18 protein-coding genes are annotated in these 22,847 nt (G+C 42.7%); 8 read left to right on the top strand and 10 right to left on the bottom strand.

Annotated elements, in window-relative coordinates; genetic code table 11:
• Nucleotides 1-355 precede the first annotated feature (355 nt).
• The 3 genes from ZYMOP_RS06220 (at nt 356) to ychF (ending at nt 2,797) form a co-directional block, all read left to right on the top strand.
• Nucleotides 356-991, top strand: a complete 636-nt coding sequence (locus tag ZYMOP_RS06220) for a 50S ribosomal protein L25/general stress protein Ctc (protein WP_013934501.1) — start codon at nt 356-358, stop codon at nt 989-991.
• Nucleotides 992-1,063: 72 nt separating this feature from the next.
• Nucleotides 1,064-1,642, top strand: a complete 579-nt coding sequence (gene pth, locus ZYMOP_RS06215; protein WP_013934500.1) for an aminoacyl-tRNA hydrolase — start codon at nt 1,064-1,066, stop codon at nt 1,640-1,642.
• Nucleotides 1,643-1,696: 54 nt separating this feature from the next.
• Complete coding sequence (gene ychF / locus ZYMOP_RS06210) at nt 1,697-2,797, top strand: redox-regulated ATPase YchF (RefSeq protein WP_013934499.1); 1,101 nt, start codon at nt 1,697-1,699, stop codon at nt 2,795-2,797.
• Between the two features lie 78 nt (nt 2,798-2,875).
• Here the strand turns inward: ychF and ZYMOP_RS06205 are convergent, their stop codons facing one another.
• Nucleotides 2,876-3,811: a COG2958 family protein gene (locus tag ZYMOP_RS06205; RefSeq protein ID WP_013934498.1), complete on the bottom strand. Its 936-nt coding sequence runs from the start codon at nt 3,809-3,811 to the stop codon at nt 2,876-2,878.
• A gap of 202 nt (nt 3,812-4,013) precedes the next feature.
• On the opposite strand from ZYMOP_RS06205, the gene gshB reads away from it, so the two are divergent.
• Entirely contained in the window at nt 4,014-4,982 is a 969-nt protein-coding gene (gene gshB, locus ZYMOP_RS06200) for a glutathione synthase (RefSeq protein WP_013934497.1), read from the top strand.
• Between the two features lie 62 nt (nt 4,983-5,044).
• On the opposite strand, the gene ZYMOP_RS06195 is transcribed toward gshB, so the two are convergent.
• The 4 genes from ZYMOP_RS06195 to ZYMOP_RS06180 form a co-directional block, all read right to left on the bottom strand.
• Complete coding sequence (locus ZYMOP_RS06195; RefSeq protein WP_041582086.1) at nt 5,045-5,923, bottom strand: tyrosine recombinase XerC; 879 nt, start codon at nt 5,921-5,923, stop codon at nt 5,045-5,047.
• A 155-nt stretch (nt 5,924-6,078) separates the two neighbouring features.
• Entirely contained in the window at nt 6,079-7,500 is a 1,422-nt protein-coding gene (gene bioD / locus ZYMOP_RS06190) for a dethiobiotin synthase (RefSeq protein WP_013934495.1), read from the bottom strand.
• On the bottom strand, nt 7,497-8,147 hold the full coding sequence (locus ZYMOP_RS06185) for an alpha/beta fold hydrolase (RefSeq protein WP_013934494.1): 651 nt from the start codon (nt 8,145-8,147) through the stop codon (nt 7,497-7,499). Before ZYMOP_RS06185 ends, bioD begins: the two co-directional genes overlap by 4 nt.
• Nucleotides 8,147-9,349 carry an aminotransferase class I/II-fold pyridoxal phosphate-dependent enzyme gene (locus ZYMOP_RS06180; RefSeq protein WP_013934493.1) on the bottom strand — a complete coding sequence of 401 codons (1,203 nt, stop codon included), beginning with the start codon at nt 9,347-9,349 and terminating at the stop codon, nt 8,147-8,149. Before ZYMOP_RS06180 ends, ZYMOP_RS06185 begins: the two co-directional genes overlap by 1 nt.
• A 75-nt stretch (nt 9,350-9,424) precedes the next feature.
• On the opposite strand from ZYMOP_RS06180, the gene ZYMOP_RS06175 reads away from it, so the two are divergent.
• Entirely contained in the window at nt 9,425-10,687 is a 1,263-nt protein-coding gene (locus tag ZYMOP_RS06175; RefSeq protein ID WP_013934492.1) for an adenosylmethionine--8-amino-7-oxononanoate transaminase, read from the top strand.
• A 15-nt stretch (nt 10,688-10,702) separates the two neighbouring features.
• Here ZYMOP_RS06175 and ZYMOP_RS06170 read toward each other — a convergent pair whose 3' ends face one another.
• Nucleotides 10,703-11,212, bottom strand: coding sequence for a thioredoxin family protein (locus ZYMOP_RS06170; RefSeq protein WP_013934491.1), 510 nt, complete (start codon nt 11,210-11,212; stop codon nt 10,703-10,705).
• Nucleotides 11,213-11,485: 273 nt separating this feature from the next.
• Here ZYMOP_RS06170 and ZYMOP_RS06165 point away from each other — a divergent pair, with 273 nt between their 5' ends.
• Nucleotides 11,486-11,923, top strand: coding sequence for a hypothetical protein (locus ZYMOP_RS06165; RefSeq protein WP_252507408.1), 438 nt, complete (start codon nt 11,486-11,488; stop codon nt 11,921-11,923).
• 209 nt (nt 11,924-12,132) lie between these two features.
• On the top strand, nt 12,133-14,301 hold the full coding sequence (locus ZYMOP_RS06160; protein ID WP_013934489.1) for a primosomal protein N': 2,169 nt from the start codon (nt 12,133-12,135) through the stop codon (nt 14,299-14,301).
• 20 nt (nt 14,302-14,321) lie between these two features.
• Here the strand turns inward: ZYMOP_RS06160 and ZYMOP_RS06155 are convergent, their stop codons facing one another.
• Nucleotides 14,322-15,725, bottom strand: coding sequence for a capsule biosynthesis protein (locus ZYMOP_RS06155; protein ID WP_013934488.1), 1,404 nt, complete (start codon nt 15,723-15,725; stop codon nt 14,322-14,324).
• A gap of 412 nt (nt 15,726-16,137) precedes the next feature.
• Between ZYMOP_RS06155 and ZYMOP_RS06150 the strand changes: the two genes are divergently transcribed.
• Entirely contained in the window at nt 16,138-17,685 is a 1,548-nt protein-coding gene (locus ZYMOP_RS06150; protein ID WP_013934487.1) for an LTA synthase family protein, read from the top strand.
• Here ZYMOP_RS06150 and ubiV read toward each other — a convergent pair.
• The 3 genes from ubiV to sppA form a co-directional block, all read right to left on the bottom strand.
• Nucleotides 17,648-18,583, bottom strand: coding sequence for a ubiquinone anaerobic biosynthesis protein UbiV (gene ubiV / locus ZYMOP_RS06145; protein WP_013934486.1), 936 nt, complete (start codon nt 18,581-18,583; stop codon nt 17,648-17,650). The two genes, ZYMOP_RS06150 and ubiV, sit on opposite strands and share 38 nt — an antisense overlap.
• The gene (gene ubiU, locus ZYMOP_RS06140) at nt 18,580-20,322 is read right to left on the bottom strand and encodes a ubiquinone anaerobic biosynthesis protein UbiU (RefSeq protein ID WP_013934485.1); all 1,743 of its coding nucleotides are present in this window, start codon (nt 20,320-20,322) and stop codon (nt 18,580-18,582) included. Before ubiU ends, ubiV begins: the two co-directional genes overlap by 4 nt.
• A gap of 295 nt (nt 20,323-20,617) precedes the next feature.
• A complete protein-coding gene (gene sppA, locus ZYMOP_RS06135; protein ID WP_013934484.1) occupies nt 20,618-22,501 on the bottom strand; it encodes a signal peptide peptidase SppA in 1,884 nt (627 codons plus the stop codon).
• Nucleotides 22,502-22,847 lie beyond the last annotated feature (346 nt).

Here is a 22,847-nt window from a genome sequence, read left to right as displayed (position 1 = left end):
AAATATTATAAAATACAAAATAAGTAATTTTTTTAAAAAATAACATCTTAAAATTAATAAATTATAAACGCATTACTATCTTTAAAGGAAAAATTTATTTCAATAAATAAATTTACTTAATATTAATTCTCTAAAAACATTTAAAAATACAGAAAAATCCAATGATTTTATTAGAATTTTATAAAAACATTAAAACCGTTATTTATAAAGAAAAAATACCTAAATATATGACTAAAATAGCTGGTTTTATCGGATAGCGGCTTGTCGGAAGCTATCTCCTCCTTTATGAGCGCTCCTCAGTAGGCCAGTCATCCCTGGAGGCGGCCCCACTTTAAAACTAACTTTGGAGAATAAGATGAGCGAAACGCTCAACCTGTTGGCTAAAAAACGCGACCGGGCTGGCAAGGGAGCCTCCCGTGCTATTCGTCGCGAAGGTCTTGTTCCGGCTGTTATTTATGGCGATAAAACACCAGCTGTTGCTATCACGGTAGAAGAAATTGCCCTGTTCAAGATGTTGAACACGGGTCATTTTATGAACTCGGTTGTGACCCTTACCGTTGATGGTAAGAAAATCCCGACTTTACCAAAAGATGTTCAGTTTCATCCGGTAACGGATCGGGCTTTACATGTGGACTTCCTTCGCGTCAGTGCTACCAGCATGATCGAGGTCGCAATTCCGGTTTCTTATGTTGATGAAGAAAAATCACCTGGCATCAAACGCGGTGGTGTTCTCAATATTATTCATCATGAGTTGAAGCTGAAAGTTAAAGCTACCGATATTCCAGAACAGATCGAAGTTTCGGTTGAAGGTCTTGAAGTCGGCGACTCTATTCATATCAATCAGCTGAAATTGCCAGCTGGTGTTGAATTAGCACATGATGAGCATGAGCCCACTGTTGCAACCATTATTGCGCCTTCAGGTATGAAGAGCAGCGAGAATGAAGAAGCCGAAGAGGCTGAAGCAACCGCAGAAGAAAAAACTGCTGAATAAGCGTTATCCGCCTGCTCTATTCCGAGCAGGCGGTATTTTTACTGTAGGCTAAGGATCATAGGATAAAGCGACATGCAGATTTGGGCAGGTCTTGGTAATCCCGGGACACAATATGCACTTAATCGGCATAATGTTGGCTTTATGGCGGTCGATTTAATCGCAGAAGAAGCTCATTTCGATCCTTGGAAAAAAGCTTTTCAAGGCGAAGCGGCTTTAGGAAGAATGGGTAGCGAACGCATCCTTCTCTTAAAGCCTGCCACTTTTATGAATGAAAGTGGACGAGCCATTGGCGAAGCCATGCGTTTTTACAAACTCGCCCCTGAAGACATAACCGTCTTCCACGATGAATTAGATCTTGCTCCCATGCAGGTAAGAGTTAAAAAAGGGGGCGGTGCAGCGGGACATAATGGTCTTCGTTCCACAATCGCTCATATCGGTGAAACTTTCCGGCGTGTCCGTCTGGGTATTGGCCACCCCGGAGAAAAATCACGTGTTCATGGTTACGTTTTAGGTAATTACGCCAAATGTGAAATGGATGACCTATCTTTGATGCTGGCGTTCATCAGTCGGGCAGCACCCTGGTTGGCAGCAGGCGATAATTCCCGTTTTATGAGTGAAATCGCATTATATAGGCAGCAAGCACGCGCCTAATCTATATTATTTCTGCTAATTTAAGCGGGATCTAAAAGAAAAGAGGATAAAAACATGGGTTTTCGCTGCGGTATTGTGGGTTTACCAAATGTCGGTAAATCAACCCTGTTCAATGCGCTGACAGAAACCGCTGCGGCTCAGGCCGCGAATTATCCTTTCTGTACAATTGAACCCAATGTTGGCCAAGTGGCGGTTCCAGATCCCCGTTTAGATCAAATTGCCAAAATTGCACATTCTCAACGTATTGTCGAAACACAGTTGGGCTTTGTCGATATTGCAGGTCTAGTACGGGGTGCCTCCAAGGGAGAAGGCTTGGGTAATCAATTTTTAGGTCATATCCGTGAAGTCGATGCAATTGTCCACGTTCTTCGTTGCTTTGAAGATGATGATATTACCCATGTTGAAGGTAAGGTTGACCCGTTAGCTGATGCCGAAATCATTGAGACTGAATTATTACTGGCAGATCTTGAAAGTCTGGAAAAGCGTGTTCCTAACCTTCAAAAAAAAGCCCAAGGGGGCGATAAAGAAGCCAAGGCTGCAGCGAGTGTTTTAGGGCAAGCTTTAGAATTACTCCGCGACGGAAAGCCAGCGAGATTAACAAAGCCCAAAGATGTTGATGAAGAGCGTCATTTTGCTCAAGCACAGCTAATTACGGCAAAACCGATTTTATATGTCTGTAATGTAGATGAAGGATCGGCGGCGGAAGGTAATGAATTCTCAGCTAAAATTTTCGAACGAGCTAAAGCTGAAGGCTCACGCGCAGTTACGGTATCAGCCGCGATTGAGGCTGAAATCGCGACAATGGAACCAGAAGAACGCACGGCATTTTTGTCAGATTTGGGATTGAAAGAAACCGGTTTAGGCCGAATTATTCGTGCTGGTTATGAATTACTTGATTTGATCACCTTCTTTACGGTTGGCCCGAAAGAGGCCAGAGCATGGACAGTGACTAAAGGATCGAAAGCACCACAAGCAGCGGGTGTTATTCATACCGATTTTGAACGAGGATTTATCCGCGCAGAAACTATCGCCTTTGATGATTATGTTGCCTGTGAAGGCGAAGCAGGGGCAAGAGATGCAGGTAAATTACGGCAAGAAGGTAAAGAATATATTGTCAATGACGGCGATATTATGCTGTTTAGGTTTAATGTCTAATTAGACTTAATACATAATTACAAGCCATAGAGTTTTAATGAAAGAGCCGTATAAATGCGGCTCTTTTTACTATTCAGCTTATCCCTCCCAATCAGAATCATGCACTTCGCCAGTTTGATAAAACTGCCTAATCTGTTTGATATATTCCCAGAAATCTTTATTTTCAGTTGCAAGCCGGTTAGCTGTGTCCCAATCAATCTCGATCTTCTCCCGAGCGGGAACACGAATTTCACTTTCTAAAGGGTTTTCCACATTAAGCCATATAAAGCCAATGCCATGGGCAGAGGATAATATCCGTAATTCTTTTTCTGTATCCTGCCCATTAATTTCAGCGGCAACCAAATATCCCCAATTGGCCCAAGAAGAATTAGAAACTGCCTGAAAAAAGCTTTCTCGGACATTCGAACGATTTATAAGAAGTTTTACTTCTAAAGACCATAATTTAGTTCTTTTATCCGCATATCCTTTTACACAATCTCTAACCTCCTGATCCCAATCAGCCCCAAGATCTTCCAAACCTACAATATCGGGATGCAGCCAGTGATTTCCTTTTATTCCATATTTATTGGAAGAACGTTTTTCATCTATTCTTTTAGAGAAAACTTTAAGTTCATCTTTAAGAAAAGATGATATTTTGGGGTAAAGATCTTGTTCACTTATTTTATTTTGAGAAATTTTATTGAAAGATACAATATTTTTATCTTGATATTCGGCAGCTTCAACTTCTGCGCTATCTGATTTTAGGGAATAATAATATTTTCGGGGACGCTCTTCGATAGTCTTTATTTTTGGATCGTTAAGTCGTCTAGAGTATATTTCGCGTCTCCATTGTCGAACGAGGGCCTCATCGGTACGAATGACAGCGCTTCGCTGCTTCTTTTTTTGAGCGAGATCTGGAAAGTTTTTAAAAATCCCATAGGCAATTTCTTCAGCAGTAAATTTTTTTTCGGGATTATCTTTTAAAAAATTTATCGCTAACTTTTTAAGAGAATTATTTCTTTTGTGATCATACATACTGTTGGATATTCCCTGTTCACTTTCCACCTTTTTCAAAAACATCGTACAATGAAAGCGCCCCGCGAGATATTATCGTAATAGTTAACTTTGCCAAGACAATACCAACTGTAGGTTTTCCATTTAATAGCTTGAAATAATAGAAAGGGAGAGGCAACTCTTTACCTTAAAGTTTTATAATAATTTCATTTAGGAGTGTGCGGTGAATCTTAGAATTGCGATTCAGATGGATCCGTTGGAAACGGTTAAGATTGCCGGAGATTCCTCGTTTGCCATGATGCTTGCGGCTCAGAAACGTGGTTTCAAATTATGGCATTATCTGGCTTCTGATCTCAGCTATATCGAAGGCCGCGTTGTCGCAAAAGCAAGATCTGTCGTGGTGAAAGCCGTACAAGGCATGCATTTTGAAGCAGGGCCAGAAGAAGAAATTGATTTAGGCAAAGATGTCGATGTCGTTTTAATGCGCCAAGACCCTCCCTTTGATCTCGCCTATATTACAGCGACGCATTTGCTAGAGCGGATTGTTAAACAGACCTTGGTGGTCAACGATCCGGCCGCTGTCAGGAATGCCCCGGAAAAACTTTATGTTCTCGATTTCGCCCAATTTATGCCGCCGACAATGATTACCCGCGATGTAAAGCAATTACGGCTGTTTCATGAACGACATCATGAAGTAGTGGTAAAACCTCTTTATGGTAATGCAGGTTCAGCTGTTTTTTATATTGGTCCAGATGGGAAAAATATCGCCGCTTTATCAGAACTATTTGGAGAAGTCTGGCGCGAGCCTTATATGGTGCAAGCCTTTATCCCCGACGTTGTTAAGGGCGATAAGCGCATTGTTCTGATTGATGGCGAAGTTGTAGGGGCGATCAATCGTGTACCAAGCGCTGGTGAAATTCGCTCTAATTTAGGCGTAGGGGGTACAGCAGAACCGTCTGTGCTTACCCAGAGAGAAAAAGAAATTTGTCGAATATTAGGGCCTGAATTAGCAAAGAATGGTCTGTTATTTGTCGGTATTGATATAATTGCAGGCTATCTGACCGAAATTAACGTTACATCCCCGACAGGTATCGTTGCTATGGATCGATTTAATGGTAGCGACGTCGCCAGCCTAATTTGGGATCGGATAGAAGCCAAATTAAAAGCTAAATTAGCCAATAAAAACAAATAACGATAAATTTTTACAAAAAGAGATAGTCATAACAGACAAAAAATAGACAATGCCTATTTAGGTTAGGGCTCTCTTTCCGCTCGCGGATGTGCGGCGCGATATACATCAAGTAAACGTGCCGCATCGACTGCGGTATATATCTGGGTGGAAGATAGACTGGCATGGCCTAATAGCTCTTGCAAACTACGAAGATCGGCACCCCGCCCTAATAGATGTGAAGCGAAACTATGGCGTAAAGCATGGGGTGTTACCTTATTATCAAACCCTAGTTGGTAACGTGCTTTTCTAACGTTTCTTCTGATAACATCAGCCGATAGAGGACCTCCTTTAGCCCCAAAGAAAAAAGGTGTTTCAGCGGCTAAGGGGAAAGGGCAAAGCTGGACATAATGTTCAAGCGCCGCTCTTACTTTTTCTAATAAAGGCACTAATCTTGTTTTCGAGCGCTTACCAGTTACTCGGAGAATAGCCCCGAAGGGAAATTGATCCCCCTTAAGGCTTAAAGCCTCTCCGATGCGAAGTCCTGATCCATAAAGTAATAATAATAAAGCCAGATCACGCGCCTCTATCCACGGTTGGGCGGCGTCTTCACTAACCTCTTTGGCTAACGAAACTGCATCTTGCGGTGATAAAGGGCGAGGCACCCCTTTTTTAAGACGAGGCCCTTTGAGAGCAGGAAGTGGATCAACACCAGCAAAAGTTAAAAAAGCGCGAATAGCCGATATTTCGCGGGATGCCGAATTATTAGCCAGCCCGCTCTGTCTCCGTTCAGCCAAATAAGCCCGCATTTCTGCTAAATTAAGCGTATGTAATGCCGCTTTATCAATTATTTCGCCGCGATGCTGAGCTAGAAAAGTGACTAGCCTATGGGCAGTAGCAATATAGGCACGAATACTGTGGGGTGAACGACGCAGCGAAAAACGCAGATGATGTTCCCATTCCATGATAAATAAACGAACAGGATGCCCCTGCTCTTCTTCACTGCCTATGCCATCCTCTTCTTGGAGTTGATTAGCCTTAGCAAAACTATATGGGACAGAGATACCCTCTTCATTATCGGCCATGTTCTATCCTTTTATGCAGGATATAAAAATTATCCTCAGCTATTCTTCGGCAACAGACTTTCAAGGGTGGGTATCTTCTGAGCCACTAAAGAAACCTGATGATCATTAATGATATTCAAGAAAGGAATTTCGGCGATTACTTTCACCTTTCCATAAAATTCAATAGCCTGTTTATTCGCCTTATCAAGGACGCCACACATAATGACCCCCGCGATAGGAATATCCCGATTTCGCAGGGCTTCCAAACTTAGAAGAGTATGATTGATAGTACCTAAACCGCTTCTGGCGACTAAAATAGCGGGAAAGCCATATTCTTTTATCACATCAATCATCATTTTATCGGCTGTGATGGGAACCATCAATCCGCCTGCGCCTTCAATAACCAAAGGCTCGTTATCCATTTTTGGTAACCGTAAATCATCGTTACTGATACTGTAATTTTCTAAATGGGCGGCGGCAGCCGGCGACAAGGGAGCGGACAAAGCAACTGCCGGCGGTAGGATGTGATCTGTGGGTAAATCGGCCAATTGGGCAACAGTGGCGCTGTCTCCTGCCTCCTCAGCCAGCCCTGTTTGTATGGGTTTCCAGTAACGCGCCTGCCATGCTTTGACAAGACAAGCGGCTGTAAAAGTCTTTCCGATACCCGTATCGGTACCCGTAACAAAAACCCCCAACCGATTTTTTTTACGGAATAGACCATATCCTATTTGATAAGTTATCTTTGGCTTCTCCTCGTCAAAACGCTTCAACAGCTGACTTAATTGGTGAAACGAAAGGGGCGATGAGCCTTCTTTAGGTAAAGAAGCCCCAATTTTCTTAAGATTCTTGAGAAAAGAAAAACCGCTTTCAGGATAGTCAATAATATCTTCGCTCTGCCATGATCCTTGTCCTGATAGGGGCCAGTCAGTTTCCAAAACCTCTATCGGCGCATTATCAAGGAGTGGACAGATTAATCCTGCTTCTGCGTAAAGATCGCGCCATTCCTGAAAACTATTCTGGCATAAAGTTGAAACTATCAACTGGCCATCAGGATTAAGCTGTTGGATAAGCGCTGCCATTGCAGACCGCCGATCCGTAAACCATTGTAGACTTAGACTAGAACAAATGAGATCGTAAAACTGATCTTTAGGTGGATTTTCTCCATCCATGACCTGAAAATCAAGATAATTACGCCTATCAGATTGCTGTAATCGGCCCTTCGTTCGATCAAGCATGTCTGAGGAAAGATCAGTTACTCTGATATGCGCCTCTGGGAAAAGTTTAACCAATTGCTCAGTTAAAAAACCAGTGCCACAACCAAATTCTAATATTTGACGGGGGAGAGACTTCTGGCGAAAAGCAGCTTTAATTTTTCCGGCTAGTCTTCTTGCGACCTCTTTTTGAATGTGGGCGGCCTGATCATAGTCAGAAGCCTTCCCAAAACAGGCCGCGATTTTTTCTTTACGGGTTAATATCATGATAAAAAGCGTTGGGTTTGTTGCTGGATAAAATTGGCACAAATTTTAGGATTCGTTAAAGGTAATAAATGACCACCGTCTTTCTGCCATTGAAGCGCTATCGGCTTGGCAAAGCACGCTTTTGTGAGTGCGGCGGGTAAGATAGGATCGGCATCGCCCGATAGAGCTGCAATTTTTTCAGACCAAGTCTGACATACCCTATGGTTATTTTGTTCTAATAATAGGCGTAAGCCGCCTTCTAAAGCAGATAGATTAAAAGCATCCGGCAAAGAAGCCTCATAATTGAGACGATGCCTGAACTGCTGAATCACTATCGCTGGATTCCGGCTTATGCCTATCAACATGCGTTCCGTTATTCTCTTAGGAATGCCCAAGGGCCAATCATCTGAAGCCGAAAAACGTGTAAAACCATTGATTGAAATAAGACCGCTGCAGGCGAAAAGCGGTTGTTGTAAAAGCCACAAAAAACCAAGCGAATGACCGATAGCAATAAAAGGTTGAGACCAATCATAGTCCAAATTTGCCTTATCAAAATAGCCAAAATCAAGACTGGATCCGAGATGTTCACCTAAATTTTGTCGGACAGCATTCCAAAAATTTTTATCAAAGCCCCAGCCATGCACAAACAGAAAACGAGGAGGCTGCATTATACTTGCCTTGTTAAGAAGGATGCTAATTTTACAAGACTAGAGCATAGTTGTTCTAACATTCTATCATCATGTATAGCGGTTAAGGCTATCCGTAAACGGCTTGAATGAGAGGGAACGGTAGGAGGTCGAATAGCGATTGTAAGAATATCGTTTTCTTCCAAAAATTTAGCAGCTTGTAAGGTTTTGCTATTCTCACCGATAATAATAGGAATGATCGGTGTCGAGGATAATCCTGTATCGAGTCCGACTTGCTGTAATTGTTGTCTTAACCACGTTGCCTTTTCTAAAAGGCGATGCCGCTCTATATCCATTGTCGGAACAATATCCAAGGCTGCATCCATAGCGCCAAGCATGGAAGGTGGAAGCGCGGTACTGTATATAAAGCCTGAACAACTATTAATAAGCCAGTCACAAACAGCACGCGAACCCGCTATATAAGCGCCAAAACATCCCAAAGCCTTACTAAATGTCCCCATTACCAAATCAGCACCCAGCTGATCGGCAGAAAGCCCACGCCCCTCTACCCCTAGGATGCCGGTAGCATGTGCTTCATCCAGATAAAGGAAAGCATTGAATTGGTCAGCAATCTTGCGCAATCCGATAATATTCGCTTGATCACCATCCATGCTGAAAACGCTCTCTGTGATTATAAAGCGTAAACCTTTTTCAGATTGGTATTTTTCTAATAAAGCGGTCAGATGAACAAGATCATTATGACGAAAACGTATCTGTCCCGCACCCGCAGCAGCACAACCGTGATGCAAACTGGCATGATTAAGCCTATCGGTAAAAACAAGCGCTTTATGCCCCGTTTGTTCTTGAGATAATCGAAATAAAGCCGGTAAAACCGAAGCATTTGCTTGCCATCCTGACGGGAATAATAAGGCAGCTTCTTTCCGTTTAAAACGTGCAACTTTTTCTTCGACTTGTTGATGAAAAATCAGGCTACCTGAAACCAATCTAGAAGCGCGAGCGCCTACCCCCACTTGTTCAGTCCATATCTGCGCTCGTTCTTTCAAAAGAGGATGGTGCGACAAACCGAGGTAATCATTAGAAGAGAAGTCACAAAGTAAACGATTATCAATCATTCTGATAACCATAGGCCCTTGTTGAGGCTGCATGATTTGCGTTATCCGTCGTAGCCCTTTTTGGGATAAGTCAGATAAGGCCTGCTGGAAATGATCATCAAAACGCGTCATGAAGGGGTATTTCTGATAAAATTTTTACTGGCCGTCAATCTTGCTTCTGGCCGTATCTCTTGATGAGGCAATGATATGCATAATCCCGATTGGTTATCTCAAGGTCTTACCCATATCTGGCTACCTTATACCCAGATGCAGACGATGGTCACCCCCATAGCAGCGGTCGCAACAGATAAAAGTAAAATTTACTTGGCTGATGGACGCAGCTTGATTGATGGTATTGCTTCGTGGTGGACAGCCTGTCACGGTTATAACCATCCTTATATTTATCATCAGGCTGAAAAACAGCTTCGCACCATGCCCCATGTTATGTTTGGGGGGATAGTGCACGAACCGGCGTTACGCTTAGCAACAAGATTAGCCGATCTTTTACCGGGTAATCTTGAACGCGTTTTCTTTACAGATTCCGGCTCGGTCGCTGTCGAAGTCGCTTTAAAAATGGCTATGCAGTATTGGCTTAATAAAGGGCAAAGCCAACGTCAAAAATTACTGGCTTTTAGGGGCGGTTATCACGGTGACACGATGGCAACGATGGCTATTTGTGACCCTGAAGAAGGCATGCACAGTTTGTTTAAAGGCATTTTACCCGAACATTATATTGGCGATCTACCTATTGATGAAGAAAGTGAGTCCATTCTTGACCAATTCTTGCAGAAATATGCGTCCTCTATAGCTGCCATTATTACTGAGCCTCTTGTTCAAGGAGCAGGTGGCATGATTTTTCATAATCCTGAGGTTTTAAAACGGCTTCGACGCTTGGCCGATAAATACGGATTGCTCCTGATTCTAGATGAAATTTTTACCGGATTTGGTCGCACTGGAACCATGTTTGCTTGTGAGCAAGCGGATATTGTGCCTGATATTATAACACTATCGAAAGCCTTGACCGGCGGGACTATGGCATTAGCTGCAACAGTAGCAACACCTCAAATATTTGAAGGATTTCTTTCAGACAACCCCATCCATGCTTTAATGCATGGTCCTACCTTTATGGCGAATCCCCTCGCCTGTGCTTGCGCACATGCTTCTCTAGATTTATTCGAGCAAGAGCCTCGACTGCATCAAATTGCTGCGATTTCTGCCCAAATGAAAACTGAATTAGAACTATGTAGAGAACTTCCCAAAGTAAAAGATGTTCGGATAATGGGCGCAATCGGCGTTGTTGAGCTAGATAAAATAAATGACATTAACCATTTAAAAAATAAATTACTGCAAGAAGATGTATGGGTACGTCCATTTCGAAATATTATTTATCTTACGCCTGCTTTTACTATTACATCAGAAGAATTACACAGGCTAACTTATGCTATTTATAATGTCCTGAGTGAGGAGTAAAGGAAAGCTACAGCCTCAATGTATCCATTGCGCTAGCCAATCTGCGATAGCCTGAGGCGTCATAGCACGCGCATCGGAAAGCGCATTAATATGGCCTTTATTTAATAATTCATCTTTTTTGGGATCAATAATAAGAATAGTAGGAGCGCCTTTTAAACGATCTTTTATTCCATAACGGGCTGGAATCTGAAGATTTTTATCAAACCGACCGACATCTACTGTAACAATCTCATAATGTGCATCAACAAAACCTTTTAAATCCGACTGATCAAACATAGCCCCTAATATTCTGCAATCTGGACACCAATTACCACCCAAATCAATAATCAATAATTTATGGGCTTTTTTAGCCTTGGCATTAGCCTTTGATACGGCTTTATCTGCGTTCGCTTGTTCATCATAAGGCATAGGTAAGGGATGAGCGAGCTGATCAAAATTGGTAATAGCAATTTTAGGCGCAGGAACAGCCATAGCAGGAGAAACACTGATCATTATGAGAGCAAGAACACCAGCTATACGAGACATGGGTTAAGACCTTTTCAAAAGAAGGTAATATTATTGTTCTTTTTAAACGTATAAATATAAAACTGTATCGATTTTGTCGAAAAAATAAAAAAGCAAACGGATACAAAACCCTATTTCAAAAAATGTGTTTCTTAGTTGAATTAGAAATGAATGGAACATTCTAAACTCATTCACATATTATATTATAAGTTGTTTTCGTTATGGGGGCAAAGTTCGCGATTCTATCATCTCGGTCTTTGTTCAAGCACTCATGCTATATCGAGAAGAGAGGCAATGATGATAAAAAAATTATGGCGTTTAGGTGTGGCAGTCGTAGTGGCTTCTTCGCTTGGTGTAGTGAGTCTTTCTCCGGCCTTAGCGCAACCTGGTCGTGGCGGCGGCCCCGGCGGCGGCCCCGGTGGCGGGCGCGGCGGTGGGCCTGGTGGTGGTGGCTTCCGTGGCGGACCTGGTGGTGGTCCGGGTGGCGGTTTTCGGGGTGATAGAGGCTTCCGTGGCGGTGGCTGGGGCGGTGGTGGTTATTACCATGGCTATCGTGGCGGCTGGGGACCTGGAGCGGCTTTTGGTATGGGCGCATTAGGCGTTATGACAGGTGCACTTATTGCTAATGGTGCCTATGGCTATGGGGGCTACGGATATTATGGAGGTTGTGGTACACGCATGCAATGGGATCCATATATTGGCGATTATGTCCCTATGAGATTTTGCTACTAAATTTAAAATCAATATTATTTTACGAGCGGGTAAATTTCTTTACCCGCTCGCTCATTTTGTATGTTGGACAGAAATCTAAAGAGTAAGTTTCTATAATCTTCTTTTAAGCTGCCTATAATTTTATTAATTGAGTGCTTTAAAATAAGAAAATAAAGCAAATATAAACAAACCTTATCAATAATAAGGTTTTTTAATGAGATAAGGCTTTTGTGAAGCTTCGTATTCCTGTTTTGACGACAAATCCTTCTTTGGGGATTCTCACTTATACCTTGCCGGTGGGAAAGGATATCGTCCCGGGTAGCATCGTACGTATCCCTTTAGGGCCCCGCCAGATTTCAGGTATGGTTTGGGATACGCTTCCTTTAAAAAATGATATTATCCCAGAATCAAGGTTGAGATCTATCAGTGAAATTTACGATTTGCCTCCTGCCAAACGCTCTTATCGACGCCTAATAAGTTGGGTTGCTGCTTATTATATGGCCTCAGAAAGTGCGATTTTACGCATGGGATTACCGTTACCGCCACCATTGATGAATACGAAAATTACCCACGAATATTATCCTACCGGAAATATTCCCACACGTCTGACGGTTTTACGAAAGCAAGCCTTGGAAAGGCTGTCAGGAAAAAAAGGTCAAATAAATGAATTAGCAACATTTGCTCATGTCTCAGTCGCTGTTATCCGAGGGCTAATTAAGGAGGGCGCCTTAGCGGCTCTAGAGGTTAAGGCAGATGAAATAATAGCCATACCCGATCCCAATTTCAAATTACCCGTTTTGTCACGACAACAACAAGAAGCAGCAGATCAACTGCGATCCGCTGTAGAAGAAAGTAAATTTAGACCTTTTCTCTTAGATGGTGTCACAGGATCGGGTAAAACCGAAGTTTATTTCGAAGCTGTAGCACAGGCTATAAAGGATCAGAAACAAGCCCTTATTTTATTACCTGAGATTGCGTTAACCGAGCCTTTTTTAACCCGATTTTCTAGCCGTTTTGGCTGCAAACCTGTTGCATGGCATTCCGATCTTTCTCAATCTCGACGACGACAGGCATGGCGTGCCATCGTATCAGGAAAAGCCAAGGTTGTTATTGGAGCCAGATCAGCCTTATTTCTACCCTTCAAAAATATGGGACTCATTATTGTTGATGAAGCCCACGAGACCAGTTTTAAACAAGAAGACGGCGTATGTTATCAGGCACGTGATGTCGCTGTCATGCGTGCCAAATTTGAAGAAATTCCGGCTATTTTGGCCTCTGCAACACCAGCCCTCGAAACTGTCCTGCAAGTAAAATTAGGGCATTATAAAGAGATCAAATTACCCAAAAGGCATGGTTCAGCTGGATTACCCAATATCCACGCCATTAATCTATTAGAACATCCTCTACCCCGTGGTCGCTGGTTAGCAGAACCTTTGGTAAAATCGCTAAAAGAGGCCTTAGTCCGTCACGAACAGGGCCTGCTTTTTTTAAATAGGCGGGGTTATGCTCCTCTAACGCTATGTCGCCACTGTGGCTATCGTATTCAATGTCCACATTGTACCGCATGGATGGTTGAACATAGACAACAAGGGCAAATGATCTGTCACCATTGTGGGTTCACAACAACCATTCCAGATCATTGTCCAGAATGTCATGAAAAAGATGCCCTTGTTGCCTGTGGTCCCGGCGTAGAAAGAATTACGGAAGAAGCCTCAATCCTTTTTCCTGAAGCGCGTATTGCAACAGTGACGTCAGATACTTTGACGACCCCGATACAAGCCGCGGCATTCATTGATCAGATGGAACAAGGGGCCATTGATATTATTGTAGGAACACAACTTGTTACCAAAGGATACCATTTCCCCCGATTAACTGTAGTAGGGGTAGTGGACGCTGATTTAGGGTTACAAGGCGGTGATCTGCGCGCTTCAGAACATAGTTTTCAACAAATTGCTCAGGTCGCTGGACGGGCAGGACGAAGCGATTTAATGGGTCATGTTTTTATTCAGACCTACGAGCCAGATGTCCCCGTGATTCAAGCCTTGATCTCAGGAAATCGCGAACAATTTTATCAGGCAGAAATGGACGTAAGAGAAATAACCGAGGCACCACCCTTTGGAAGGTATGTTGCCTTAATTATCTCGTCTGAAAAACAGGACGTGGCAGAAGCTATAGCTCACAGGTTAGGACACACGGCGCCTATAAGAACCGATATGGAAATTTTCGGTCCTGCCCCTGCTCCCATGATGCAATTACGCGGTCGCTACCGTTATCGCTTATTGGTACAAGCCAAAAGAACAGTGGCAGTACAAAAAATTATTCGGAAGTGGTTAAGTACAGTAGACATTCCTTCCTCTATACGGATCACCATAGATGTTGATCCGTATAATTTTTTCTAATTTCTTAAAAAATATAAGTTTTATTGGGGTGGCAGAGATAGATTTGGAGCATGGCCTGCGGAAGCAACTAACCTTGGAGGAGAAGAAACTAAAGAAGAGGAAGAAGACCTGCTTATAGATCGGACAAGACTGGGCTCTATTGGGCAAGCCGCCTGTAATCGTGTCAGAACCCCCTTCATCACTTTAGCTAACGCTTCTTCCGAAAAAAATCCACCCGGGACAAGACAGCGTTCAATCAGAACACGTTTAAAAGCTGAAAAAATTTCCTGATCTGGTTTACCGGGATTTTCCCAAAAATTGTCCAGTTCTCCCTGATATGTCACACCTATAATATCATAGACTGCCTGTCCCAAGGTAATTACGGGAACATTACAATTTAATGCTAGCGTGCCACAGGTGCTATTGATCGTGACTAAGGCTTGCGCTTTTTGGGTAACAAGAGCGATATCGCCTCGCTCCATATAGTCAATCCGATCAGCAATCCCCAATCGTTTAGCAATAGCAAAGGATTCAGAGCACCAATCGCGTACTCCATTATCAAGAGGATGTTCTTTTATTACTAATCTTAAATTTTTGGGTGCGTAATGTGCAAAAGAACCTAATACCAACTCAATAGCTTCTAACATTCCATTAAAAGGTGAATGCAATCTGACTTGAGAATCAGCATCAAGTTGTAATGGAAAAAGCACATAAGGTGTCTGTTCTCGCTCAAGCCGAGCCAACAAAAGATCCGTCCGTGCTTGAGCTTTTTTTCGACGGCACAACCGTCGCAACCAGCCCACCCCTTCGACCAAAGGGGGCCATGGACGGTAATCTTTCCAATAAGGGTAATGCCACTTTAAAGCGGCTGTAGCGAGACTATAAGAGATGCCTTCATAGGCACGCCGGACAAAAGAGGAAGGCACGGGTTTATGTTCTGGAAGAACAGGTAGTTTCGCCGCCTCGGTTTTATACCATTCAGGATCCTTCGGGAGAGAAGAATGGCCATTAACGCCCCCTAATTCTAGCGTCACCCAATCTGGCCGGATATAACCTTCTTCAAATACATGTACGGGGATATGTAATTTATGGCAGACCCGAATAGCCCCCCGATGAAGCGCGCGGCAATCTCCAAATAAAATAACATCTGTAATATTAAATCTGTTGATAAGGGCTTCAAAAAAATCAGGCCACCCAGATTCATCCCCACAATAATCAATCCCATTCGGAAGTCGCCAAAAAAAGCGATCTCCTCCATTAAAATTGACTTTATAAACCGTATAGCCTTGCTTCATTAAAGCCTGTCCAAGTCGACGGAATAAAGGCCCCATCAAGCCTTGAAGTAAAAGCAAATTACGGTTTGGAAGGGGAACCGGGGTAGCACCAGGTGCCGCAACGAGCGGTGCATTATCATCGCTAAGGATTGTCTTTCGATATTCATACATGGTTTCGATAACTCCGAATATCCATGATGAAATAATTACTTATTTCTAAGCTTCGAACGACAAGCTTGGCCATACGGCCCCTTTCATTTTACTCTACGCAGAACAAAACAGAGTTTTGTTTTTATACAAAAAAGTGATTCAGACACCTTTTAGAGGTATCAGAATATGTAACGATAGTTAGAACAAATTAAACATATAAGAACATGTTTCCAATCTGTTCATACGCTTTATGCCAATATTTTGACATTATACCAGTAATTGAAAAGAATTATTATAGAATGCGACATCACTGCAATAGCCACTATATCTATGAATTTTGTTATCCCATAGACAGAATAGCCATAGCGGCTCATAGAAGAGTTTCGCTCAGCCGAGGAACTTCAATTTTGACAAAAATAGGGCATTAATCAAAGTGACAAATGATCTGCTGTTTATCGCAGTGACCCTTTTTTTAAGCTCGATCCTTGACCGTCGTACTGTTCCTTACCATCGACGGACTCTTAACGGTCTTGTTCTTCAGAATACTGTCGTTACAGCCGTTTTTAGCTTCTTCTTGCTTTTATCTGGCAATGCTCCGTTATCAATGGTGATAACAATTGCACTCCATGCAGCTTTGGTAGCTATATCAAATACCAAATATAAAATGCTGGGGGAGCCGCTGATATTTTCTGACTTTTTAGTTCTTATTTCTGTGGCACGCCATCCTCGTTTTTATTTGACCGCCTTATCATCCTTAACATGCTGGTTGCTATCCACAGTTACGCCTATTCTGATTATATTTTTTATAATCCTCAATAAAAGACAGGCTATGCCTCATATAAGAGGTCTTTTTCTTCTTTGTGTTGATCTCTTTGTTCTTTTTTTGTTACTAAAAATACCACCGTTTAAAAATTTAGCGTTAACGCCTGATTTGGAAGAAGATTCCAAAAGTCTCGGATTGCTAGCGACACTCTTTTTATATTGGCAGCGTTGGTGGAACAGCCCTGATCCTTTACCCTTGAAAGCCGATAATATAGAAAAAAAAGATGTCTCATTAGGTCAAAAACCAGAAATTATTCTGGTTATCCAATGTGAATCGTTCATGGATCCAGCTGAGTTGCCTACGCTTAAGAATCGCCCCCCCCTGCCGACACTAAAAAAAGCCCGTGAACACGCTTGGCAAAGTGGAAAACTTCATGTCAATGGTTTTGGCGCTTATACTATGCGGACAGAATATGGGGTATTATTTGGCCGCGATGATACGGATTTAGGATTTAGACAGTTCGATCCTTTTATGACGGCCAAACGCGAAATCACCTATGCTTTATCTGCCCGTTTGCAAGCTTATAGTTATGATACCCTTTTTGTTCACCCTCATGATATGCGCTTCTATAATCGTGATGATATCATGCCTTTGGCCGGTTTTTCCCGCTTAATAGGTCTGGATTATTTTTCACCGCCCCAAAAAGGACAACGTTATGTTGATGACGTTACTTTAGGGCAAAAATTGATAAACTTCATGGATTCATGCCAAAAACCCACTTTTATTTATACTGTCACTATGGAAAATCATGGACCATGGGATGCAGATGGTGAAGCGACCCCTGAAGGTTTGCTACATTCCTATGTACATCATGCCGAGAATAGTGATCGCATGCTAGGTGACTTAATTGATTATTTTGCTAAGGCTAAAAAATCAGCTATATTGGTGTTCTTCGGCGACCATCGTCCAAGCATTCCTACAATCAGTGTCCCTTGCAAAGACCGTCACACACCTTACGTCTTTTTATGTTTTAATGAAAAAGGCATCATCATACGCCCTAATCATCATGAAGAGGATATGACCCCTGCCGATTTATATCGAATGATCTATCAATATAGTAAAGCGATGCCTGAGGGTCGATCCACGACTGCAGATCAACCCCAATCGACAAAAGAAGCATTTAAAGCGGCATCGGATTCAGTACGGGCCCATCTGTAATAAATTGATGCCCAGGTTTTGAATAAAGAAATCCATTAGAAAACCCGGGCATTTCAGGATGCAGTTCAGCTAACAAGGCACTAGCCGTATCCCCATCAATTTCGCCCTTTAAGCGTTGACGGAATAAGGAGGCTGTAGCCACCATATCTCCAGACTGCGGAGAAAGCCGGAAGTCATGAATACCCGCCTGTTGTAAATCAGGCATTGCATGCAATAAATTGCCACAGCCATAGGTTAATGTTTGCATTCCATTAACCGTTAAAAAAGGTTGTTTGTCTAATGTCTGAATTGTCAAACCATCTACATGGTTAAGGCAAGCAAACCGACAGTCATCCTTACTGCGTCCTTTAGCACGCGCATCAAAGCAACGGGCTGAAATGGAAATAGGAAACCGCCCAAAAGCAATAACTTCCAAAGGCACACTACTTCGTGCAGCCAATTCTTTAATAACAGAAGCAGGAAGTTCGGGATTAAGGCATATTTTTTTAGCCCCTAGCCGGATAAGAAAATCAAGGGCTCCTTCATTATAAACATTAACAAAAGGCCCAAGATGATGGTCTTTTCCTTGTAAAAGACGCACCAAACTAACATCATTAGCTTCGATGGTGCCCTTGGCCGTTCTGACCATATCTTCCATCTCCGACACTTCTTCAACAGTACCGACAAGGGCCAAAGAGGAAAATACTAATTTTTTACCCCCTTGCTGCAATCTTTCAATAATTTCAGGTAGATGACGTTTTAAAAAAGGAAAACGTTTAGAACAGATTACTTCACCTAAATAAACAGTATCGATGTCAGCTTCATCTGCGATACGGAAATAAAAATCACGTAAAGAGCGAGCCGCCCATGAGAACATCACTGGCCCTAATGTTAAACGATCATTTATAGGTGTGTTCATCGCCATCCTTTCCGATAGGCACCCCGAGTTTCCTCTCCGCCCTCTGCTAACTTATGCAATCTTTCTAAGACATCTGGCAAAGTTTCGATAGCTTCACCAGCAGCTTCTGCATCCAATAAGGCTCGAAAACAGGAAACTACTTCTGTCGTATAAAAACGGCTACGCTGCCGACCTTCAATTTTAAATGAGGTCACGCCGGCGGCACGCAAACTAGCAATATACTCTGCAGCATTAAGACATTCTGGTTTCTCAAAGAGGTAACAGGCGTCTCCACCTTCGGGAATATAGCGCCCTTTGCAAAGTGTAGGATAGCCAGCGGCCTCCCCTTCTTCAAACCGGTTGATCACAAAATCACCTAACTGAGACACCAATACACCTTCGCGATTCTCATAGCGGACATGCTCGGCAGGAGAACAAACTCCACAAAGATTAGGAGAACGACCTGTTGCATAAGCAGAAAGAGCACAACGACCTTCAGACATCGGTGACAAGCTACCAAATATGAAGGTTTCAATTTCAATAGGCACTTTTTCTTTCAGAATCGCGATTTCATCTAAAGTGAACATCCGTGGTAAAACCATCCGGTTAATACCAAACATTTCATAATAAAATTGAATAGCCGCCGGCGTAGAAGCACCTGCCTGTACAGATAAATGGCGCGAAAGGTCAGGATACCGCTTACTAGCATAGGATAATAAACCGATATCCGCCATAATAAGAGCATCAACGCCTAATTCAGCAGCAGTATCAATAGCTTTATACCAAGGTTGCATATTACCCGCTGCCGCATATGTATTGATGGCAACATGTACCCGTCGCCCCCGCTCATGCGCATAGGCGAGACCTTCTTTCAGATCATCACGGGAAAAATTGAGCCCCGGATAATTCCGAGCATTCGTTTCATCACGAAATCCAAGATAAACAGCATTAGCACCGGCATCAATGGCCGAACGAAGTGCAGCGGGTGTGCCTGCTGGTGCTAATAATTCTATAGGTTTTTGGTCAACTTTAGGTGAAGTACGGTTATTTTTTTCTACAGAGGACACAACCTCTACCTTGGAGAAGGGGGGCTGAGCTTTCTGATATTGATGCCGTCGTAATTGGTCGATTTCTGCTCGCATAGAGCCAATATCGGACTCAAGCCTTGCTGTTTTTTGCAGGAATGGCGCTACGACACGATCTACACAACGATTAGCAACACTACTTACCCGATTAAGTAGATGATTGAAGGGTGCAGGAGGCGAAAAAATATCACTTAGCAAGTCTTCCCCAAGACCATCCATCGCGTTTCGAAGCGCAACGACAACCGCCATATCACCGTCAACTTTTAAATCACGAGAAAAGAACAAAGCGTCCCCATCACTTTTTCCGTGAAGCAGATCAAAAAAGGTATCAAGAGAAGCCGCTAATTTGGCATCTACTTTTACAGGAGAACCCACTGCCAATGCATTTAATTCTGGATGTCCATTTCTGAAACTAAGGAGAAATCCAACGTCTAGTTCTTCCGGTTGAACGAAAAGTTTTTTACCATCGAGAGGCTGAAGACGTTGTTTGAGCCCCGGGACACGCCTTTCCAGCCTTGCAATAACGATCTGGCATAAAGGATTAATCATAGGACGGGGTAATGCTGTCAAAGCCAAAGAGAAAAATAAATCCTGACGTTCAGCTGACATAGCCCCAAAGGGTGAAGAAGACGCGGAAGATACCGGGGATCGAAAAAGCAAAGAGGGGGCACTCATAGATGCGAATTCAGCCTTAAAAAATATAAACTATCTATTCTATGAAAAACGCTTTTAGGCAAGACAGTGCAACAATAAATTGTTGGAATTGAGCGTTTATAGCGCATTGACTCATTTATGTGACTTTCTTCACCCTGTCATAGATTTGAAAAATTAATTTTTCAAAAATTCAAATACCATTTTTATGGATAACATTTTCCATCCCATAGTAAAATTTTATAATATAAAGATTACCCTAATAAAAAAGGTAGGATATAGTATCCTACCTTTTAAAAATTTTTATATTATTCAATGTTTAAGGCAATAAAGCTGCCTTCGTAATCAAATTATTAGCTATTTTGCGATCTTCTAATGTCGGTTTAGCCTCTATACTACATTCAAGACAACGCGCCTGCATTGTAGAAGCCTTAGAAATACTTCTTAAACCCGTAATAGCCAAGGCAATCTTATCTTCAGTGTTACCAGCTAGATGGCTAAGTGCATCCATATCAGGATTTTGAGCCATCATCTGTGCATCTGAAGATTTATGTTGAAAAACATTGCGGAATAGCATTTCGACAAAAGAAGGCTCTTCATCAATAAATTGCATATGGGTGCGTGCCGGATCCAGATGGGCCCGTTTGGCGGCTTCTAAAACCGCATCTTGCAGGGAACCGTAACGATCAATAAGACCAATACGTTTAGCGTCCACGCCTGACCATACGCGGCCTTCAGCAATTTCGTGAACCCGCTCTAAAGAAAGATGACGAGAAGCGGCAACAATTTTTGTAAAGCGGTCATAAACCGTATCTACACCAAATTGCATAAGCTGATCGAAGGCGGGCGCCGTGCCGTGAAAGACATCTGGCTGACCAGATAGAGGTGTGGTTTTTACACCATCCGCAGAAAGACCAATTTTAGTAAGAGTATGTTGGAAAGTCGGAATAAGCGAAAAAACGCCGATTGACCCTGTGACAGTTGAAGGATCAGCGAAAATTATATCACCTGGTGTTGATATCCAATAACCTCCAGAAGCAGCCACTGACCCCATAGAGATAACAACAGGAAGCCCTCTTGTCTTAGCCGTAAGAATAGCCGAACGCATCTGCTCTGCGGCAGAGACAGATCCCCCGGGAGAATCTACCCGTACAACAAGGGCTTTTAAATCACCCTTAGCCAAGGCTTTCAAAATAAGAGAGGAAATAGTGGCACCGCTGACTTGACCTGAACGGGTAGCATTATCTACAATCTCGCCAGCAACCGTTACTATACCTATAGAACTTCCCGCCGAAGAAGGGGGATTGGCATCAACAAAGGAAGAAAGGGAAATCGCTTTAAAGCTACCCGGCAATTTATCCTTTCCAACAAGGTCAGCGACATGATTACCAAATTCAATCGCATTACCGACATGATCAATAAGACCCGCTGATTGCGCCAACTCCGCATAGCTGTGATTGGGTTTTAAAAAGCTGGTCGGATTATTAGCCCATTCCGTTATGTGGGCTTTAGGGCGTGCATGCGTAATATCTTGAAGTGTCGTCTGCCACAGAGAATCAACTAAAGATTGATTAGCGGCCTTGGCATCAGGGGACTGATCTGTGCGGGTAAAAGGTTCAACAAAGGATTTAAAACGTCCTACACGATAAATTTTAGTTTCAATCCCTAATTTATCCAGCAGATTTTTATAATAAAGCTGATTACCACCCGGCCCTAATAGAGCGACTTCTCCTAAGGCAGGAAGCCAGATTTCACTGCTATGAGCGGCCAATCGATAACGGGCATCGTTATAGAAACCAGCAAAGGCTAAAACAGGTTTTCCAGAAGCCCTTACTTTATCAAGGGCCGCGCTAACATTTGCTAAAGCAGCCCGTCCTCCCCCTGAAAAATTGGAAAGATCAAGCACAACCGCTTTTATTTTAGCATTTTTTGAAGCTTGTTCTAAACCATAGACAATATCTCTCAAAAGGATGTCGCCTTGATCATCGCTGCTTTGAACCATATCAAGAAGGCTTGCGCCATCCGATTTTTCGACAAGTGTGCCAGACATATCGACTAACAAGGCGCCCCCATCCCCCGAGGCTGTACCGCTTAGATTATTTGATAAGCCTGCATTCTTGCTGGATAAACTTAGCCCGATAAAAAGAGCCCCGAAGAATAGAAGCAGCAACATCAAGACTAGAACGTCTTTGATGCCAACCATAATTTTCCAAAATAGCCGCAATAATTTCAATGTCGGGGATCCTTAAATTCAGCCTTGCACGCTATGTTCAGCCTGAGGGTCTTAAAAGAGTCAAGCTTGATAATGAGACTATAGATGCCATATTATAAAGCAAAAGAAAGCTTTAACTATTTTTGACAAAAGATAGGAAATCAAGGCAAAGACTTTGCTTTTCCTTATAAGCCCCAGAAATTAAGCCTTATGTGCTAGTTTTGTAGAGAAGGAATATCTACATTTCAGAAACTGAAATGAAACGGACATTCGTTTAGTATAGACTAAAATCCCGAGATAGATGGGCAAGAGTAATAATTTTTTCAAAATTTTTTTC

The organism is Zymomonas mobilis subsp. pomaceae ATCC 29192, assembly GCF_000218875.1.
Classification (GTDB): domain Bacteria; phylum Pseudomonadota; class Alphaproteobacteria; order Sphingomonadales; family Sphingomonadaceae; genus Zymomonas; species Zymomonas pomaceae.
This window is presented reverse-complemented; position numbering and strand designations above follow the sequence as displayed.

Excerpts from the sequence above, each read along its gene's own strand:
- ZYMOP_RS06220 (WP_013934501.1), top strand. The coding sequence starts at position 356 with ATGAGCGAAACGCTCAACCTGTTGGCTAAAAAACGCGACCGGGCTGGC.
- pth (WP_013934500.1), top strand. The coding sequence starts at position 1,064 with ATGCAGATTTGGGCAGGTCTTGGTAATCCCGGGACACAATATGCACTT.
- ychF (WP_013934499.1), top strand. The coding sequence starts at position 1,697 with ATGGGTTTTCGCTGCGGTATTGTGGGTTTACCAAATGTCGGTAAATCA.
- ZYMOP_RS06205 (WP_013934498.1), bottom strand. The coding sequence starts at position 3,811 with ATGTATGATCACAAAAGAAATAATTCTCTTAAAAAGTTAGCGATAAAT.
- ZYMOP_RS06195 (WP_041582086.1), bottom strand. The coding sequence starts at position 5,923 with ATGGAATGGGAACATCATCTGCGTTTTTCGCTGCGTCGTTCACCCCAC.
- bioD (WP_013934495.1), bottom strand. The coding sequence starts at position 7,500 with ATGATATTAACCCGTAAAGAAAAAATCGCGGCCTGTTTTGGGAAGGCT.
- ZYMOP_RS06185 (WP_013934494.1), bottom strand. The coding sequence starts at position 8,147 with ATGCAGCCTCCTCGTTTTCTGTTTGTGCATGGCTGGGGCTTTGATAAA.
- ZYMOP_RS06180 (WP_013934493.1), bottom strand. The coding sequence starts at position 9,349 with ATGACGCGTTTTGATGATCATTTCCAGCAGGCCTTATCTGACTTATCC.
- ZYMOP_RS06175 (WP_013934492.1), top strand. The coding sequence starts at position 9,425 with ATGCATAATCCCGATTGGTTATCTCAAGGTCTTACCCATATCTGGCTA.
- ZYMOP_RS06170 (WP_013934491.1), bottom strand. The coding sequence starts at position 11,212 with ATGTCTCGTATAGCTGGTGTTCTTGCTCTCATAATGATCAGTGTTTCT.
- ZYMOP_RS06165 (WP_252507408.1), top strand. The coding sequence starts at position 11,486 with ATGATGATAAAAAAATTATGGCGTTTAGGTGTGGCAGTCGTAGTGGCT.
- ZYMOP_RS06155 (WP_013934488.1), bottom strand. The coding sequence starts at position 15,725 with ATGTATGAATATCGAAAGACAATCCTTAGCGATGATAATGCACCGCTC.
- ubiV (WP_013934486.1), bottom strand. The coding sequence starts at position 18,583 with ATGAACACACCTATAAATGATCGTTTAACATTAGGGCCAGTGATGTTC.
- ubiU (WP_013934485.1), bottom strand. The coding sequence starts at position 20,322 with ATGAGTGCCCCCTCTTTGCTTTTTCGATCCCCGGTATCTTCCGCGTCT.
- sppA (WP_013934484.1), bottom strand. The coding sequence starts at position 22,501 with ATGGTTGGCATCAAAGACGTTCTAGTCTTGATGTTGCTGCTTCTATTC.